The organism is Bacillus sp. 01N45, assembly GCF_056399205.1.
In genome coordinates this window covers 22307-38982 of the sequence record NZ_JBFTQW010000017.1, presented here as the reverse complement: position 1 = coordinate 38982, position 16676 = coordinate 22307, and the positions used below count along the sequence as shown (strand labels likewise).

16 protein-coding genes are annotated in these 16676 nt (G+C 38.8%); all 16 read left to right on the top strand.

Annotated elements, in window-relative coordinates:
* Nucleotides 1-168: 168 nt before the first annotated feature.
* The 16 genes from AC1DMU_RS26855 to AC1DMU_RS26780 all read left to right on the top strand — a co-directional run bounded on the left by AC1DMU_RS26855 (nucleotide 169) and on the right by AC1DMU_RS26780 (nucleotide 16657).
* A complete protein-coding gene (locus AC1DMU_RS26855) occupies nucleotides 169-2433 on the top strand; it encodes a SpaA isopeptide-forming pilin-related protein (RefSeq protein WP_426936069.1) in 2265 nt (754 codons plus the stop codon).
* Nucleotides 2434-2467: 34 nt separating this feature from the next.
* A complete protein-coding gene (locus AC1DMU_RS26850) occupies nucleotides 2468-2653 on the top strand; it encodes a hypothetical protein (RefSeq protein WP_000334852.1) in 186 nt (61 codons plus the stop codon).
* Nucleotides 2654-2730: 77 nt separating this feature from the next.
* Nucleotides 2731-2913 (top strand): hypothetical protein, encoded by a 183-nt coding sequence (locus tag AC1DMU_RS26845; protein WP_426936070.1) that lies wholly within the window; start codon nucleotides 2731-2733, stop codon nucleotides 2911-2913.
* Nucleotides 2914-2972: 59 nt separating this feature from the next.
* Entirely contained in the window at nucleotides 2973-3212 is a 240-nt protein-coding gene (locus tag AC1DMU_RS26840; RefSeq protein WP_098023119.1) for a hypothetical protein, read from the top strand.
* 32 nt (nucleotides 3213-3244) lie between these two features.
* Nucleotides 3245-6070: an ATP-binding protein gene (locus tag AC1DMU_RS26835; protein WP_426936071.1), complete on the top strand. Its 2826-nt coding sequence runs from the start codon at nucleotides 3245-3247 to the stop codon at nucleotides 6068-6070.
* A gap of 5 nt (nucleotides 6071-6075) precedes the next feature.
* Nucleotides 6076-6918: a replication-relaxation family protein gene (locus AC1DMU_RS26830; protein WP_000337181.1), complete on the top strand. Its 843-nt coding sequence runs from the start codon at nucleotides 6076-6078 to the stop codon at nucleotides 6916-6918.
* Nucleotides 6919-6922: 4 nt separating this feature from the next.
* Entirely contained in the window at nucleotides 6923-7135 is a 213-nt protein-coding gene (locus AC1DMU_RS26825) for a hypothetical protein (RefSeq protein ID WP_033715854.1), read from the top strand.
* An 11-nt stretch (nucleotides 7136-7146) separates the two neighbouring features.
* Nucleotides 7147-7401 (top strand): hypothetical protein, encoded by a 255-nt coding sequence (locus AC1DMU_RS26820; RefSeq protein ID WP_426936072.1) that lies wholly within the window; start codon nucleotides 7147-7149, stop codon nucleotides 7399-7401.
* A gap of 13 nt (nucleotides 7402-7414) precedes the next feature.
* Complete coding sequence (locus tag AC1DMU_RS26815) at nucleotides 7415-8392, top strand: conjugal transfer protein (RefSeq protein WP_426936073.1); 978 nt, start codon at nucleotides 7415-7417, stop codon at nucleotides 8390-8392.
* 9 nt (nucleotides 8393-8401) lie between these two features.
* Nucleotides 8402-8653, top strand: coding sequence for a TcpD family membrane protein (locus AC1DMU_RS26810; RefSeq protein WP_426936074.1), 252 nt, complete (start codon nucleotides 8402-8404; stop codon nucleotides 8651-8653).
* Between the two features lie 27 nt (nucleotides 8654-8680).
* Nucleotides 8681-9229: a TcpE family conjugal transfer membrane protein gene (locus AC1DMU_RS26805; RefSeq protein ID WP_426936075.1), complete on the top strand. Its 549-nt coding sequence runs from the start codon at nucleotides 8681-8683 to the stop codon at nucleotides 9227-9229.
* Nucleotides 9189-11759 carry an ATP-binding protein gene (locus AC1DMU_RS26800; protein ID WP_320483822.1) on the top strand — a complete coding sequence of 857 codons (2571 nt, stop codon included), beginning with the start codon at nucleotides 9189-9191 and terminating at the stop codon, nucleotides 11757-11759. Before AC1DMU_RS26805 ends, AC1DMU_RS26800 begins: the two co-directional genes overlap by 41 nt.
* A 58-nt stretch (nucleotides 11760-11817) precedes the next feature.
* On the top strand, nucleotides 11818-12327 hold the full coding sequence (locus tag AC1DMU_RS26795; protein ID WP_426936076.1) for a hypothetical protein: 510 nt from the start codon (nucleotides 11818-11820) through the stop codon (nucleotides 12325-12327).
* Nucleotides 12324-15047, top strand: coding sequence for a CD3337/EF1877 family mobilome membrane protein (locus AC1DMU_RS26790; RefSeq protein WP_426936077.1), 2724 nt, complete (start codon nucleotides 12324-12326; stop codon nucleotides 15045-15047). Before AC1DMU_RS26795 ends, AC1DMU_RS26790 begins: the two co-directional genes overlap by 4 nt.
* Nucleotides 15048-15103: 56 nt before the next feature.
* Complete coding sequence (locus tag AC1DMU_RS26785) at nucleotides 15104-15502, top strand: hypothetical protein (RefSeq protein WP_000683507.1); 399 nt, start codon at nucleotides 15104-15106, stop codon at nucleotides 15500-15502.
* A gap of 27 nt (nucleotides 15503-15529) precedes the next feature.
* The gene (locus AC1DMU_RS26780) at nucleotides 15530-16657 is read left to right on the top strand and encodes a peptidoglycan DD-metalloendopeptidase family protein (protein ID WP_070180414.1); all 1128 of its coding nucleotides are present in this window, start codon (nucleotides 15530-15532) and stop codon (nucleotides 16655-16657) included.
* Nucleotides 16658-16676: the final 19 nt, after the last annotated feature.

The window sequence follows — 16676 nt, the reverse complement described above, 5'->3', positions numbered from 1 at the left end:
TATTAATTACATCTATTTTGTTCATATTCCTACTAAGTGTATTGTAAATGAAATTCGGCTAAAAGACGAAATAATTATGACTAAAGTCTATTGTTCTATATTTAGAAAGATAAAATCCTGAATATTCTGTCCTTTGAAAACTGAATAATCTTAAAGGAGCTGTAAAAAATGGTTTTGAAACGATCGTATCAAACACTACTACTCTTTACGAGTGTACTTTTATTCGTTATGAGCTTCTTGATTCCACTGAATCAAGCCAGTGCGGAGGTAATCAATCGAGAAAGGTATCAGATGGATTGGGCCTATAGTCCGCAGTATGGGAAAGATGTTCGTACAGAACTACTAAAGAACGCCAGTGGTCAAATCGCGTATTGTCTGGTATACGGTTTAAAATCCCCAAATGGAGAGGATTTACCCGAATCAGGTAAAACAGATGATGTATCCTATCGTGTCTTATTGAATGGGTACCCACAGAAAATACCAGAAAATTTAGGGGTTTCCACTTGGCAAGAAGCCCACTACGCAACGCAATTAGCTCTTTGGAATGCACTTGGCCAGATTTCCGTTGATGAATTACAGTTCAAAAATGCGGCTGTTGAAAAAGCGGCAAAGAACATTATTCACGCGGCAAATCAAAGCCAGGATACACAAGATGTCTGGATGAATGTCATTCCAACGGATAAACAAGAAGCACAATTAAACGGTGAATATTTCGAAACAACAACATACAACGTTCAAACAAATGCAAAAAAAGGTACATTCCAAGTACAAATGAACAATGCACCACAAGGCACACGTATTGTCACAGAACAAGGTGAAGTGAAAGAAACATTCCAACTAGGAGAAAAGTTCCGTATTCAAGTACCAAAATCCTCTAAGAGTAGTGAACTATCTCTAAAAGTCGTTTCAAATCTAACGAATGTTCATGCAATCGTATATAAAGGAACAAGTACGATTCAAGATGCAACTGTATTATTAGAGCGCAGTACAGAACAAGTAAGCACAGACTTACAAGTATTCTGGAAAGCAAATGGCGCCTTAAAGGTGATGAAAGTGGATGAAAACAAAAAGCCACTACCAGGCGCAGTATTTGAAATCGCAAACAGCAATCAACAAGTTATGGGAACGATTACAGCTGACAAAAACGGTATCGCTGAAATGGGCAACTTAGAACTTGGCACATACACTGTAAAAGAAGTGAAAGCACCTGTTGGATATGTGTTAGATGCTACACCAAAGCCTTTTGAAGTGAAAACAGGTGAAATTGCTGTTGTTGAAATGAAAAATGTACAGATCAAAGGCAATATTGAGATTAAAAAAGTAAGTGATACAGGCAAGATTCTCCCAGGTTTTGAATTTACAGTATTTACGCCAGAAGGAAAAGCAGTTACAAAAGTAACTACAAATCAAGAAGGGATTGCGAAAGTAAATTCTCTTCCGTTTGGAAAGTATTACTTCCAAGAAACGAAAGGATTAGAAGGTTACTTATTAAATCAAACAAAGTATCCATTTGAAGTAAAAGAGCATAATCAAACACTTACATTCGAAGTGAAAAACGATCAAGTAAAAGGGAATGTACAGCTTGTAAAAGTAGATGAAGATGGGAAAACAAAATTAGAAGGTGCTGTTTTTATCTTAGCCGATGAAAAAGGCAAGAAAATCAGTGAGCATAAGACAGACAAAAACGGGTTAATCAAAATTGATAATATCCCATTTGGAAAGTATCAATTCATTGAAAAAACATCACCAGCGGGCTATGTGCTGGTAAAAGACCCGATTCCGTTTAGCGTTACTGAAAACGGAAAAACAATTGAGCTAGTTGCAAAAAATACAAAGATTAAAGGCTCAATTGAAATTACAAAAGTAGACGTAGCCGATGGAAACAACAAGCTACCAGGTGCAGAGTTTACGATTTATAACGAGCAAGGCCAGGAAGTCGTGAAAGGAAAAACAAACGAACAAGGCATTGCAAAGTTTGAGAGATTACCAGCTGGTAAATACACGTATAAAGAGACATTCGCACCAGAAGGATATTTAATTAATGAAGAAACATTCTCTTTTGAAATTAAAACAGATGGTGAGATCATCAAACATGTTGTAGCAGATCAGAAAAAAGAAGTTCCACCAACACCAGAAACACCACAACCAGAGCAACCGGAACAACCACAGCCAGAACAACCAAAACCACAACCAGAGAAGCCACAAACACCACAGGTCATTGAAAAACCTGTACCAACACCAGAGAAACCACAACACATTGTAAAACAACCACAACCGATGAAAGAACAACCTAAGAAAGTAGAAAGTCATTTACCAACAACAGGCGGCAAAACTGAAAATCCATATTGGAAATGGATCGGTGTTACATTTGTCGTTCTTGGTAGTATCCTAGCTGTTTACGCATTTAGAAAACGTAAGAATCAAGAAGTGTAAAACACTCTCAACTGATAAGGGAGGGCGGGATCAAATGTGCATATTTGATGTACATTATCAAATCAATGATAGGAAATATACGAAATCATATTTACTTGCATTGGTGGAAGATGGGTTTCAGTTGCGAAAAAATATCCAACATGTTCTGTTCAAAGAGCACCAACAAGAAATTACGATCCTTTCTACAGATTTAGAAGAATTAGATTTAGTAGCTTCATAATGAATGAAACCTCTTAGATGTACAGAATATTTCTATTTAGCGATATAGAAAGATAAAACAATACAGGAGGATTTCTTATGAAACCAATTAAGCATATGCGAAGTAAACGCGATTTTTATATCGGTCGAGTTCCTCATACAACACATACACCTTCAACAAATAAGCGTACAGAAGAATGGGCGGGAAGAATGGGGAAAAGCATGATTTTCTCTTCTCTCTTGGTCACGCTAGACCCTTACAAAAAAGCGCGCAAATCATAATATTCATGGGAGGACATTCTTTCACTGAATATCCTCCCCACTTAAAAGGAGGAAGCAAGATGGGAAAACAAGCGTATCAAAATCGTCAAGAATGCTGGGAAACCTTTTGGAAAGAACAAGTATTGGTAAATGGTGAATTAGATATTGAACAAGTGAAACAAGAACTCTTCAACTATAAAACACTCTTAGATCAAATTAACAAACCTCAAAACGGGATCATGCAACCTCAAATTCTTATTCAACTAGCCGCTGAAGAACGAACACAAAAGCATCGTGAAAAACTAGTAGCCCTTGCATAAGGCCATTTCAAGGATAGAAAGGAAGTGAAGAAGTGGCGCACAGCAAGCTCGACAAAGAAATTGAAAACTTCATAGAAAAGAACTGGAAAATGCTTTTAGGTATAGGAGCTGTTGCATTTGTCTGGTTTTCTAAAGAAAAAATCCTCACAGAATTGATGAAGCTGGTGCCAACTGTAGTCGGTGTGTTTCGTGGGATTGCTTTATTGATCCTGTTGGGAATTGTCATACGGATTGTCTTACATGGCATCTATTTATATCTAGAAAAGAAGCGGTATCGATACGTATTATTCATTCCGCACATAGATGATGAAGTCACACCAGATAAACTAGGGCAAATGATTCGGCATGTACATGGTTCGGGTCGAAAGCCTTTAGAACGTCTGTTAAAAGGTCGCGATTGGTACCGCATGACGATGTATCGTCCAGAGGGAGAAAATGAGCGTGTTCGCTTTTATGTAGGTGGTCCAGAAGATAAAATCAAACAGGTTGTGCAAGCCATACAAAGCGCTTATACCCACAGTGAAATTTATACCGTCCCAAAGGAAGAAATGCCATTTCCAACAAGAAAAGCGGTAGGAGGACGGATGGTATTAAAGAGAAAGCGGCTAGATGCCACATTATCACTCGCGCGCTATACACGTGATGTATTACCGATGTTAGGAAGCGCAATGGAAGAAAAGACATGGATTGATATTGCTTTTACACCAGATAACGGGTATCAGCTGACAAAAGGGATTCGAAAAGCAGAAAAGGTCATTCGAAAGAAGAAAAAGCATGGTTTAGATGCTTTTGAGAAAGAAGAAATTCGCGCATTAAATAAACGGTTTGCAAAAAATGAAGTGGCGTTTCAAGTATCCGTTTCATTCGCAAGTGACTATTATCCTGGTGTACCTGTTATCAAGAACTTAGGACATATGGTCGCAAGTATTATGGCCGATGTGAATGAGCTTAGATACAGAAGGTTAAGACGCAGTATGCCAGCTGTACCACATCCCGTATACGGGAAAATGATATGGACGGGATCAGAGCTATTAAACTTGTTCCATCTTCCTAACGTAACAGGGGATAAAAACAGCAAGACAGAGCGCAACATCTTGTATCTAGATAAAGGGGAAAACATGATACCAAATGATTTATTGGCCGAAGGCATTTCAATTGGCCATGTGATGCATCCCTATATCAAGGATCGATTAGTAAAAATTCGAGAAGACTTTTTCAAGAATCATGGTTACATTACGGGGAAAGTTGGGTCTGGTAAAAGCACCATTGCCATGAGATTAATGCAAAGTGTCATTGATAAATGGCTAGAAAATCCGAATGAAGCGGGTGGATTGTCTCTATTTGATCCAACCGAAGATTTGGCATATGTAGCAATGAATCGACTATTGAAAGCGGAAAAGGATGGGAAAGAAGTGGATTGGAGTAAGGTTCACTTTATCCGTTTTCGAAACACAGATCATCCGCCAGCTTTGAATTTGTTTCATCGTTTTTCAAATGAAGATATCCAAACAGTGGTTGAATCCATTATGGAAATGATTAAGTTAATGATTCAAGGGCAAGCACAACAAACCGAAAGATTACTAAGGGCAATTATTGGGACGTTGCTTTGTGATAAGAGTCAAATTCATACCATTTTAAGTATCCCACTCTTCATTAGTGATGAACTGTTTCGAGCAAATGTAATCGCCAATTTACAAGGGCCAGAACAAAAATATTACTCTCACTTTTGGAAATATGAAGTGGGAAGCGCGTTAGAAGACAGCACACAAGCGATTTTAAACCGATTAGATATCTTCCGTAATACGTTGTATTTAAAGCGTATGTACGGGCAAACAGGCTTTTCCTTAGAAATTCGAAAGTGGATGGATGAGGGACACCTTATCTTTTACGATTTAGCAGGAATGGGAAAAGAAGATACATTGCTTACAGTCGGTTACATTTGTAACCAATATCATCGAATCGCCCAACAGCGGCCGCATGGTTCTAAACTACATTTAGGCGTAATAGATGAAGCCCATGACGTGCCAGTACCTGTTCTTCCTAAAATTATTGCGAAGGATCGGAAGCATGGATTTGGATTATGGGTAATTACCCAGCAAGTTTCGGGACAGTTAGACAGAGAGCTAACAGACATGTTAACAGAAGCGGGCGGAAATTACTTTGTATGTAGGCAAGGTCATAATTCCGCAAAAACGTTAGAGGGCATTATGCAAAAGCAATTCCGTACAGAGTATTTGCAAAACCTTCCTAACTTAGTTGTAGCGATTCAAACACAAGATTATATCAGAGGTGAGGCAAAAAATGTGTGGTGTACGATACGTGTTCCACCATTAGACCGATACCTACCAAATGGAAAAGCGGCGAATTATAAAAACGAAAAAGAAATTCATGCATCAAATGAATGGACCAGAGCAAAGATTCATTCTTTAGAGCAACAAAATGGGAAAGCAGGATTAGAAATCGACAAGGAAATTGATGAGTTTCTATATGGAAAAGGCAAGTATCAACAAGCCGAAAAAGTCAATTTAACAAAAGAAGAACCTGTTGTGACATCGGGGCTAGATGAATTAGAAGAAAAAGCACCTTCCAATGAAGAAGTGAAAGAACCTGTTTCCGAAACAAAGCCAGTTGAACCCACACATCAAGCGCAAATTATCCCATTTCGAAAACAAGCTACCGAAGCGGTAAAAGTGAAAGAAGAAAAACAAGAAGTGAAACAGCCAGAAACACAAACAAAAGAATCAGAAATAGAACTTCCAGAAGAAACGCCAATCATTGAACCATCAAAGGGTGAGGATGAAATGAAGGCAGTTATGAAAGGAGAAAAAAGCATTTTCGATATGTGGGAAAAGGAGTAGAGACTATGTGCAGTATGTTGCTATTGGAAGAAGACCAAAACTTACTCATGGATATACACAATCACATCTATGTTGATATGGAGTATATAACAGAAAAAGTATATCCGAACCATAAGAAAAAATCAGTATACTACCGTTTGAATCGTTTGGTACAAGAAAAATATTTAAAAAATGAATTACTTCCCATACCTGTTTCAAGAAACCAGGTTCGTAAATCTGGAAGGCCGCAAAACGTATATACGCTTGCGGCAAAGGGAGTAGAAACAGTTTGTGGATTAAGAGGGAGTGTACATTGGAAAAGTAGTTGGTCCCAACGTTCGGCATCCTTTGTGTATCACAGTTTAATGTTAGCAAAGATTGAATGTGCCATGACATTAATATCGAAGAGAGAAGAAAGATTGGAACTAAAGGAATGGATTAACGAACCGCGGGCCACATTCCAATATGCAAAAGGAAAAAATCGCGTCATACGCCCAGACGGGGTTGCGGTAATTGGATTAAAAGAAGCGATTGATAAAAACATTGGTGTATTCATGGAAATGGAACGTTCTTACGGATCAAAAGAAGTATTAGAAAAAAAGATCATCCGTTATAACGATTTCATGACACAAGAAGGAAAAAAGGCAGACTATCGGACACATGCTGGTATGGGATATGAAATACCGATATGGCGCCTGGTATTTGTTGCAGGTAGTGAAAGTAGGGAAAAAGAATTGATTCGCTACTTAAAAGGGGTAAGCAGTCCAGAAATTCCAGTTTATATCACACTGTTTCAAGATATATTGCAAGACCCATTCGGGAATATTTATCGGAATATTCAAAATCCAAATGAGAAAGTGAGGTTCTAAGAATGTGTTTCGGTTTATTTTATCGATAAGCGCCAGTATTTTTCTGTTAGTTGTCTTTTCAGATTGGTTATTTGAAAGAGTACCAGGATCACGAGAAGCCTGGGAAGCGGTAAAAAGTAAGGTGGTGGAAATTTACTATACGCAAGGATGGGAAGGCGTGTTACTTCTCTTCCTGGTGGTAGTGGGAATATGGAAGATGGCTGATAGTCGATCGTAAGGGGGATGAAAATGGATATATTGGAAGGTTTAGAGTTTGTAAGGGCGTTTCGGGCTACAGATGGAGCGTCCTTTGAAGTGGGGAGGGATGAAGATAAACGGTATGTGGTTCATGCTAGATTTCCCTATATCACAGGCAGTCAAACGAAACTCAACAATTTTATCAATTATGCAAGAAATGAAATAAAAGATGAATTAACCGCGGTTGGTATGGCTTCATTCGCTTGTGATTGCTACGAACGATCTTTACGCCAGTACCGAAATTGAAGGGGGGATGAATATGTTTCAAAAGGTGAAAAAGTGGTTTGCAAAAACATTTGAAAGTAAACAAGGGAAGGCAAGGAAAGCGACAAAGATTCCATCCTATAAAGGCCGCTTAATTGGAAAATGGGCCTTTTGGATCCTGTTTTGTTGGATGCTCATTGTATCCGTCACAACCGTAGTAAAAGGAAAGGGAGATACACAAGCAAAGGCCAGCACTACTCCAAAGGAAGTTACGCAAAAACAAAACCTTGCCTCACGTCCAGAAGCAATTGAATTTGCGCGCGGATTCGCAAAGGAATACTTTACATGGCAAAGAGGGGATGAAGGCAAGAAGAAGCGTTCAGAGCGCTTACATCCCTATATACCGAAAACATTTGATCCGCAAGTTGGTTTAGATTTTGTAAGTATGCAATGGGATTCCAATTTTCTATACGCAACTGTATTAAGAGTAGATGAGGTTACAGATAAAGAAGCAAACGTAATTTTTAAAGTGAAATACAAATTAAGCCGCATGAAAGCAGATAACAGCGGGCCAGAGGATAAGGAGGTGATCCAGCAAGTGTCAGTTCCTGTTCAATCAGATGGAAAGGCTTTTGTGATTAGTGGATTCCCTCAAATTGTCAAGGTGAATGAAAAAGCAGAAGTACCAGAAGAAAAAGAAGGAAAAGAACGAGAGGAAATTCATGAAATCACTGTAAAAGAAGACATTCGAGAATTTTTGCCAACCTTTTTTAAATCCTATACGACCGCAACACAAAAAGAGCTCGCGTATGTTTTGGCCAATACAGATATTAAGGGGTTAGAAGGAGCCATGAAATTTGAAAATGTACTTTCCTCGAAGATTTATCCAGGAAAAACAAAAGGCACATATGAGGTACAAACAGAGGTGTCTATGATTGATCCACATTCTGAATCGAAAATGAAAACAAGTTATACGTTGTTTGTAAAACAAGATGGAAAGCAATGGATCGTAACAGACTTAAAAACAAAATAGGAGAGGGGCATGTATATGTTCAATATAAATCATTTTGTGTTAGGAATCGGGTTAGAAGGATTTTTCGAAATGATGAGGACACAAGGAACATACGCGTTATATTGTGCGTTTATCATTGTTATCTTGATCGTAGCGGCAAAGCGCGCATGGGGAAAAGCGATTACGTTAATTGTTGGCGGCGGGATTGTTGTATTCTTCATTAACAAACCAGATGCATTAAAAACAATCGGAACGTGGTTAGGCGGATTGTTTGGCGTCTAAGTAAGGGATGGAAAGGAAGAGGGATACATGAAAGAAAAAGAATCAAAATCTATCATTGTCTATTGTTTCGGAAGCTATATGAACTATATGCGAAGACAGTACGAAATTATGGGATATCGTCTTCCGCGTGCGGTTACATGGAGGGCACTTGGTTATTTTGCGGCGGTAGAAGCGGGGCTTGTAGCCTTCCGCTTCCTTCCTCCCTTTAAATGGATATTTGGGGATATGATCGATCAAGTTTGGCTCATGTATTATGGTGTGATTCCTCTTTTCCTCGTATGGGGAGCAGATAAATATAAAACGGATGGAAAATCACTTTTCTCTTTTGTTCGGTCCTGGATCACATTTCGTTTACGGAAGCATCAAAGTAGTCGCTTGGTGAATGTACCCAAACTTAAAAAACATATGTTTTATGGTCATGTATGTGTACAACATGACGTCAAAGATTTACCAATCGTACATTCATTCAGTGAAGAAGAGAACGACATACACGCTTATGATGTAACATTTTTACCCCAAAAGGAGGAAGTTGAATATGTTGAAAAAGATGAACAGACCACCATTAAAGCACGTTGAAAAGAATTTAGCGTTTAGTACAGACGGAAAAGTATCCGCAGTGTATGAAGTAGACGGATTTGAATACGATCATCAAGACGAAAGTACAAAAAAAGTATATTATCGCAATCAACTCGCTCTATTTACCCATCAAGAATATGATATCCACTTGCTTGTGATTCCTCGTACAACAAATTCAGATGAAATTCTGGATGAACATATTTCCACTTTAAAAGGGCCAATGGCCCCAACAGGACGCTTTCTTTTTAAAAAGGTAAAAGAATACTTACGAAATGCGGCCATTGCGAAAGAGAACATGGAATATCGCTTTTTCGTTTTAGTACAACTGAATATGGAACAGAAAGAAAGACAAATTCGTAATCCTGTCGTAGAAACATGGAAGTTTATGAAGAAGGTTAGAGAAGGATTTGCAGAGACAGCCCAAAACATATCGGGTATGAATGTGACGGATATTTTAGAAGAGGAAATTGAAAATTATTTAGAAGTAGAAGACGTGTTATTTAGCCAGGTTAGAGGGGCCTTTCATAATACAAGACGTGCGAAACCGTCAACAACGCGCTTTTTATTCCATCATAACTTCAAACGTGGCATGAAAGAACTGAATCGGGATCAAAACTGGAAAGTAGGTTCTACAGTTACCTTGAAAAATGAAGAAGGAAAGGCGGTAAAAGTACGTCGGCCAGATTTACAAGAAATGGTGCACTTAACGGATACGGTGATTGATGAAAGCCCAGGGCGCTCTCTGATACTCGAAAGACAAAATGAAGAAGGGGAAATGGAAACCTCTCATGTTGCTTTTCTTGCGGTGAAAGATATGCCCGAAATATCGGCTTTTCCTGGTGGAGAGTGGATTTATCGCATTCAATCTCATTCATTAAAGTTTCCTGTTGAAATGAGTATTCGAGCGTATCATTTAGAAAACCAGATGGTTACCCAAAAACTTTCGAACAGTGAACTGGAATTAAACGATCAACGCCAACAAGCAATGGTAGGCGGTCGTACAACAGATTTAACAATTGATCGTAAAGCAAGAGGCGTCAAAATTGTAAAAGATCGATTTGAAACAACGGGAGCACCTGGATATGAACTAAGTGTACTGTTTTGTGTATATGCAGAAGATGCGAAAACATTAAAATCACGCGTCAATACGCTGATTACAGAATATCGCAAAATGAAAATTGAATTGGTCAATCCATATGGAGAACAATTAGCATACTTCTACGAGTTCTTACCAGGCTCTAAACGTTATAATACGGACTTTAAGTTATTTGTGGAACCAGGCGTACTTGCAATGGGCATGTTCGGGGCCACAACGCAAATTGGTGACAATCAAGGGTTTTACATTGGAAAGACAAAGAAATTAAATCGTCCTGTTTTTGTTCGTCCAGAACTAGCGGCGAAAGCATTAGATAACATTGTAACAGCGTTTGAGAGTTTATCAGTTATGTTTGCGGGGCAAACAGGGAAAGGAAAATCCTTCTTGATGAATTTACTCGCTTTCTGGATTGTGATGAGTGGGGGAAGGGCATTTATAATCGATCCTAAAGGGGACCGCACAAGGTGGCCAGAATTATTGCCAGGGTTCAATGAGGATACCTTGCAAGTATGGACGCTTGGGAAGGATAAAAAGGATGCGGGCTGTTTAGACCCATTCCGAATAAGCGCAACAATAGAAGATGCAAAGAGTTTAGCACTTGAAATTTTAACGTTCCTATCGGATGTAGGATTAGAAGATATCCGATATGACTATTTATATAAAGCGATTGAACGAGTAGCGAAAAAAGAAGACGCATGTTTAACTTTGGTTCGTAAAGAACTAGAGGAAATGAAGAAAGAACCTAACTTATTGCCAACTGAATTAGAACGATTAAACGCTCTTACAAATCGTTTAGCAACCTTAGAAGGCATCCAGCTAGGAGATTTATTGTTTGGTAGACCAGGTCAAGATTACCGCGTATTAAGCCTAGAACGCCCGTTACAAGTATTACAAATTCAACATTTACGCATTCCGAAATCAGAGGAAAAGAATGAAAGTGTTACAGACAAATTATCTCGTAGTATCTTAATTGCATTAGCGGCATTTGGTAAATCCTTAATGCATTCCGATCGTAGTATTTTCAAAGTATACCTACAAGATGAGGCATCAAGTATTTTGAAAAATAAAGAGGGTGCGGCGTCTTCTGACAAAATCATTCGAGAAGGACGTTATCACAATATCGGATTGTATTTAGGAACACAAAACGCATCCGATTATCAATCCGAAAACAAAGAGGTTGCCAATGTGGGTATGAAGTTCTGTTTTGCGCTGAAATACGATAAGGAAGCGGAAGAAATGTTGCGTTACTATAACTTACCGGTCACAGAAGAAAATATCTTAATGTTACGCCAGTTACGACGCGGCGAAGCCTTATTCCAGGATATTTTTGGCCGAACTGCGGTTGTAGAAATTGATCCTGTTTTCCAAGAATTAAAGACTGCATTTGATTCCTCTACGAAAACAGACGAAGAACGCGCACAACAATTGGCGTAATTCGTATTACAATACAGATAAGAGTATTCTAAATTATCTGTATATGGGGGATGGAACGATGAAAAAATTACGTATGTTATCTGGATTATGTGTAGCAGGAATGTTGATGGTAGCGGGGGTTTCGGGTTGCTCAAATGAAACGAAAAGTAATGCAAATCAACAAGAAAGTCAGAAAGAGCGTGATATGAAAGAATCAGATAAAGCCGCAGTTGCTTATTTAAAGGCTTATATTGAAATGGACCGAAAAAAATTAAATGAACTACAGTACAAAAAATATGATTTTGGAGAGGATCGAGTAAAAAATCCAGACATTAGTAAAGAAATGAAAGAGCGCTACGATTTGTATAGATATGATTTACAAGAGGGTGAGGATGAATTTTATTACAGAATAAAATTTTATGATCCTGTAGAAAAGGCTCAAATGGGGTTATACCTCCGAATGGTTAAAGATAAAAAGGATAATAAGTGGAAAAATTATGAATGGGCATGGGATTCAACAAATAGTCTTAATTCAATTGTAGGAGATGTTAAACCTGTACATGTCCATAAATGGGGGCAAAAGGAATGAAAAAACTTTTCTCTATTTGTATGATTCTTGCATTCTTCTTACTACCGTTAGGGTCCCATGTGGCCCTAGCGGAAGATACAAAAACAGAAGAAAAACAGGAACAAAAAGGAGCGCGAATCTCTGAAAATCTATTTAGTGGGTACACAGATGGGATTTACAAAGATAAGTATTACGAAATCGACACATATCAACCAAAGGAAGAAGATAAGAACGTGTTTCAAAAAGTTGGTGGATACTTATTTGGTGATGATAGTGTAGGAAAAGACTTACAAAGAATGTTGTATACAACATGTCAATGGCTTGCCAATATGGCGTTTCAGTTAAATGTAATTCTTGGCCAGTTAACAATTTTTTTAGTCGATCAAGCATTGAACCTGGATATTGTAGATACCGTAGCGGATAAATTAGGTGCGGCTATGCAAAATATCGCTGGTATTGGAAAAGGCGGTTTTTCATCTTCTGGACTATTCCCAGCAATTATCGGCATTGCTTGTGTGTTATCGGCTTGTTATGCGGGCTATATTTTTTTTATTAAGCGTCAGCCCTCAAAAGGTTTAAGTGAGTTAGTGAAAACGGTTTTGGTTATCGCTTTTATTGTTACGTACATTGGAAATGCAGGTACGATTTTAAAGAGTGCAAATACGATTAGTTCTGAAATTAGTGTAACGGTATTAGCAAAAGCAACAGGAACGGTTGCAGGTGATCCAGGACGTTCCAAAGCGGATGCAATCTTTTCAGTGAAAAAGCAGATTTGGGATTTGTTAGTTGAACGACCATATTTGTTTCTACAGTATGGGGAAGATTCAAAAGAAAAATTGGGAGCTAAACGAGTAGATGAATTATTGGCAAAAGCGCCAGGTGAAGATCGTATAAAAATAGTACAAAAAGAGGTAAAGGATCAAGGAAACCAAATGATGATTATTTCCTCTGTAGGAGAGCGCCTTGTATTTACAGTCATGTATTATGTCGTGAATACATTCGCAGGTGTTCCAGTAATTGCGTTTTGTTTATTGATTGTAGCATTCCAATTATGGTTCCTTGTCATGAGTATTATCTCACCAATCGTTATGGCGGTGGCTCTATTGCCAGGACACCGCAGAGTCATTGAAAGCTGGGCTTCACAATGGATTCGCCCATTGGCATTAAAAATATTTATGTCTGTTATGCTTGTTATCATCTTTACGGTGGCAGAATTACTATATGTATTGCCAGAAGCGGGCGTTGCAGGGTATGTATCTACAATGATTTTCCAAATTCTTGTTTTTGTTCTTTGCTACCTGTTTAGAGGAAATATTGTTGCGGCCTTTAGTCGAGCACGTGGCGTGTATGAGACAGTTACAAATATATCTCTTATGACTGAAAACTTTGTAGATAAAGGAAAAGAGTACGCTGGAAACACAATGTCTTATATTGGAGACAAAATGGGAGCACATTTTAACAGCGCGGCTGAATTAGCGGCGGCAGGCGGCCAGTTAGAAAATGCTGGGACAGATGACGAAAAGACCAAAGCCAACCCGTTAGTGCAAGCGAATATACCGAATGATTTACCAAATAATCAAACGGATCAAGAAAAAGAAGAGAATAAAAAGAAAGGAAATCTTATTTCTTTACAGGATCGTGATAAAGAAGGGAATTTACCACAGCAGGAAGAGGAAGGAAAAGAACAAACGACACCAGGTGAAGAAGAGGCACCAATGCAACAAGACCTTATCAGCTTAGATAAGGAAGCATTAGAACAAGAAATGGAAGACCAACAAGAAGGAACAGAAGTAGAAGAATCAGAAATGGAGGTTCAACCAGAGCTTGTATCTTTAGAAGATGAGGAAATCCCAACAGGGGAAGAAACACAAGCTGGTATGGAGGCTTATGAAGAAATTCAAACAGAAGTACCAGAACAAGCAGTACCATTAGAAGAAATTCCGACTGATATAGAAGTACATGAAGATGTACAAACAGAAGTACCAGAACAAGAGGTACCATTAGAAGAGGTTTCAACTGATATGGAAGCATATGAAGAAATCCAAACAGAGGTACCAGAACAAGAAATGCCACTAGAAGAAGTTTCAAGTGATATGGAGGCATATGAAGAGATTCAAACAGAAGTACCAACACAAGAACTTCCATTAGAGGAAGTGTCACCAGATCATGAAACATTTGAAGAAATCCCATCCGATATCCCACAACAAGACATTCCAACAGAAGAAATTCCGATGGATATTTCAAACCAAGAGATACAACCAGAACAGGAAACTTCAACACATATTCCACAACAAGAAATTTCAACGCCAATTGAAACAGAGGCAAATGAACCTTTAATACCAGATACAATTCGTGCAGATGTGAATGAAGAAGGTGTCATTGTCCCTCATACACCAGAAACAACAAGTGCAGATATTCCAGATGCTATTCCTGCAAAAGTAAATGAAGCGGGGGAAATTGTTGCAAAAAACCCTAATATAGATGTCGAGTCAACTGTACAAGAAACAAATTCTTCTGACTCATTTATCCCAACGGAATCCATTTCCCCTACTGATTTAACACGAGTAAATGAGAAAGAAGTAAGCAAAAATGAACCGATTCAAGGAGAAGCGGAAACAATCGATACACCAGATATACAATATGGAGCTGTAGCCGCGGGAAGTGAAAATTGGATGCCTTCTACTGATCCGCAAAACTTAGATAACTTAGATGATTTGGAGCCACAAAAAAAAGATGAGTAGAGTCCTAGACTTTTAGGACTTTACTATTTTTTTACGAAAAAAGGAGCGATATAGCTATGAAACACTGGGGATTAACGTGTATGAAAATGGTGAGTATCAGTATTTTTCTCTGTATTGGGTGTTTAGGGTGGATGAACATAATCATTCTTTTCATACAGAGAGAATGGCCGACAGATTTATTAGGATGGATTGGTTTAGGGTTACTTATCTGGTATACGCTCATTCTTTTAACTCTCCAAATTATCCATAATGAGTTACGTTGCCCTATTGATGACAGGGCCAAACTAGCCTTTTTTATCTGGTTTGTAGGAATCGGTCATTTTGGATTATTAGACTTTATACAAAACCAGCAATCTACTCTTTTAACGTTACTATTTCATGTTTTAGCGATTATACCTATTCTTTTGGCCCTTACATATGGGCTGATTGTTCGAAAGTATTCCAATCAATCTTGATACATGTTGTAAGGGGGGAGGGATGATATGAGACCAGAAATAAAAGAAGTTGTAGATAAAACGGTACAAGAAGAGATTGCACAAGAACAAAAAAAGAAGAAGAAAAAGAAATCCTGGTTACTGACATTTCTTTTTGGGAGTTCTACTTTCACGATAGGATTGTTCGTTTGTATTGGATTTCTTTTATTTATCGTTTTGGGGCAAGGCATTGGCAAAAAAGAAGAGGAAGCACCAGCAACCATCCCAAGTAATGGAATGACGGTTTGTCGGCCAGGTGGAAAAACAGTGGCACCAGAAGAATTACAGCCCCATTTAGGCGGCGTTTTTACAGGGAAAGCACAAGCCTTTTTAAATGCAGGAACACAAAACCAAATCGATCCCGTTTTACTAGCGGCCATTGCAAGATTGGAAACGGGTAACGGTACTTCTAATGCAGTAAAGAACTATAACAACCCTGGGGGCCTCATGGACCCTAGCAGTTCGCAAATGAAAGGGTTTATGAAGTTTGCCACTTTAGATGAAGGAATCAACGCTATGGCCCGAAACTTATATAAAAACTATATCGGTATGGGGATAACAACCATAGAAGCAATTGGAGCGAAATATGCACCGCCAGGAGCCGCAAATGATCCGCATGGTACAAATGGTTTATGGCCTGTATTAGTAACAAAGTTTGTGGCGCAAATGGGCGGCCTTACTTTTAATTGTGAAGCGGGAAAGCCAGGCGGCGTTGTAGATACTGGATCAGCAAGCTCACAAGGGTTTATTCGTCCTATCGCTCAAACAACGATTACAAGCCCATTTGGGCCACGCTGGGGCACTATTCATAAAGGTATTGATTATTCTTGCCAAGACGGTGTCACACCAATTGCCGCGTCGAAAGGTGGCGTCGTAGAGTGGGCGAAATTTGGCGCTTCCGGTTCGGGGTTTGGCGGATATGGAAACGTAGTTGTAATCAATCATGGGAATGGATATTGGAGTTTATACGGTCATATGTCGTCCATTACTGTACAGGAAGGTCAAAACATTGGAGTCGGTCAACAGGTAGGTGTTTGCGGAAGAACAGGGCAAGTAACAGGGCCACATCTTCACTTTGAGATCAAAACATCTTTGACGTTTGGTCAAGTCGACCCAGCACCTTATTTGCCGAAATAAGCGGAAAGAAAGGGAGGAT

What these genes read in the sequence shown, in the direction of transcription:
- AC1DMU_RS26785 (WP_000683507.1), top strand. Translation starts at nt 15,104, where the DNA reads ATGAAACACTGGGGATTAACGTGTATGAAAATGGTGAGTATCAGTATT.
- AC1DMU_RS26810 (WP_426936074.1), top strand. Translation starts at nt 8,402, where the DNA reads ATGTATATGTTCAATATAAATCATTTTGTGTTAGGAATCGGGTTAGAA.
- AC1DMU_RS26840 (WP_098023119.1), top strand. Translation starts at nt 2,973, where the DNA reads ATGGGAAAACAAGCGTATCAAAATCGTCAAGAATGCTGGGAAACCTTT.
- AC1DMU_RS26855 (WP_426936069.1), top strand. Translation starts at nt 169, where the DNA reads ATGGTTTTGAAACGATCGTATCAAACACTACTACTCTTTACGAGTGTA.
- AC1DMU_RS26845 (WP_426936070.1), top strand. Translation starts at nt 2,731, where the DNA reads ATGAAACCAATTAAGCATATGCGAAGTAAACGCGATTTTTATATCGGT.
- AC1DMU_RS26795 (WP_426936076.1), top strand. Translation starts at nt 11,818, where the DNA reads ATGAAAAAATTACGTATGTTATCTGGATTATGTGTAGCAGGAATGTTG.
- AC1DMU_RS26815 (WP_426936073.1), top strand. Translation starts at nt 7,415, where the DNA reads ATGTTTCAAAAGGTGAAAAAGTGGTTTGCAAAAACATTTGAAAGTAAA.
- AC1DMU_RS26850 (WP_000334852.1), top strand. Translation starts at nt 2,468, where the DNA reads ATGTGCATATTTGATGTACATTATCAAATCAATGATAGGAAATATACG.
- AC1DMU_RS26800 (WP_320483822.1), top strand. Translation starts at nt 9,189, where the DNA reads ATGTTGAAAAAGATGAACAGACCACCATTAAAGCACGTTGAAAAGAAT.
- AC1DMU_RS26820 (WP_426936072.1), top strand. Translation starts at nt 7,147, where the DNA reads ATGGATATATTGGAAGGTTTAGAGTTTGTAAGGGCGTTTCGGGCTACA.
- AC1DMU_RS26830 (WP_000337181.1), top strand. Translation starts at nt 6,076, where the DNA reads ATGTGCAGTATGTTGCTATTGGAAGAAGACCAAAACTTACTCATGGAT.
- AC1DMU_RS26805 (WP_426936075.1), top strand. Translation starts at nt 8,681, where the DNA reads ATGAAAGAAAAAGAATCAAAATCTATCATTGTCTATTGTTTCGGAAGC.
- AC1DMU_RS26780 (WP_070180414.1), top strand. Translation starts at nt 15,530, where the DNA reads ATGAGACCAGAAATAAAAGAAGTTGTAGATAAAACGGTACAAGAAGAG.
- AC1DMU_RS26790 (WP_426936077.1), top strand. Translation starts at nt 12,324, where the DNA reads ATGAAAAAACTTTTCTCTATTTGTATGATTCTTGCATTCTTCTTACTA.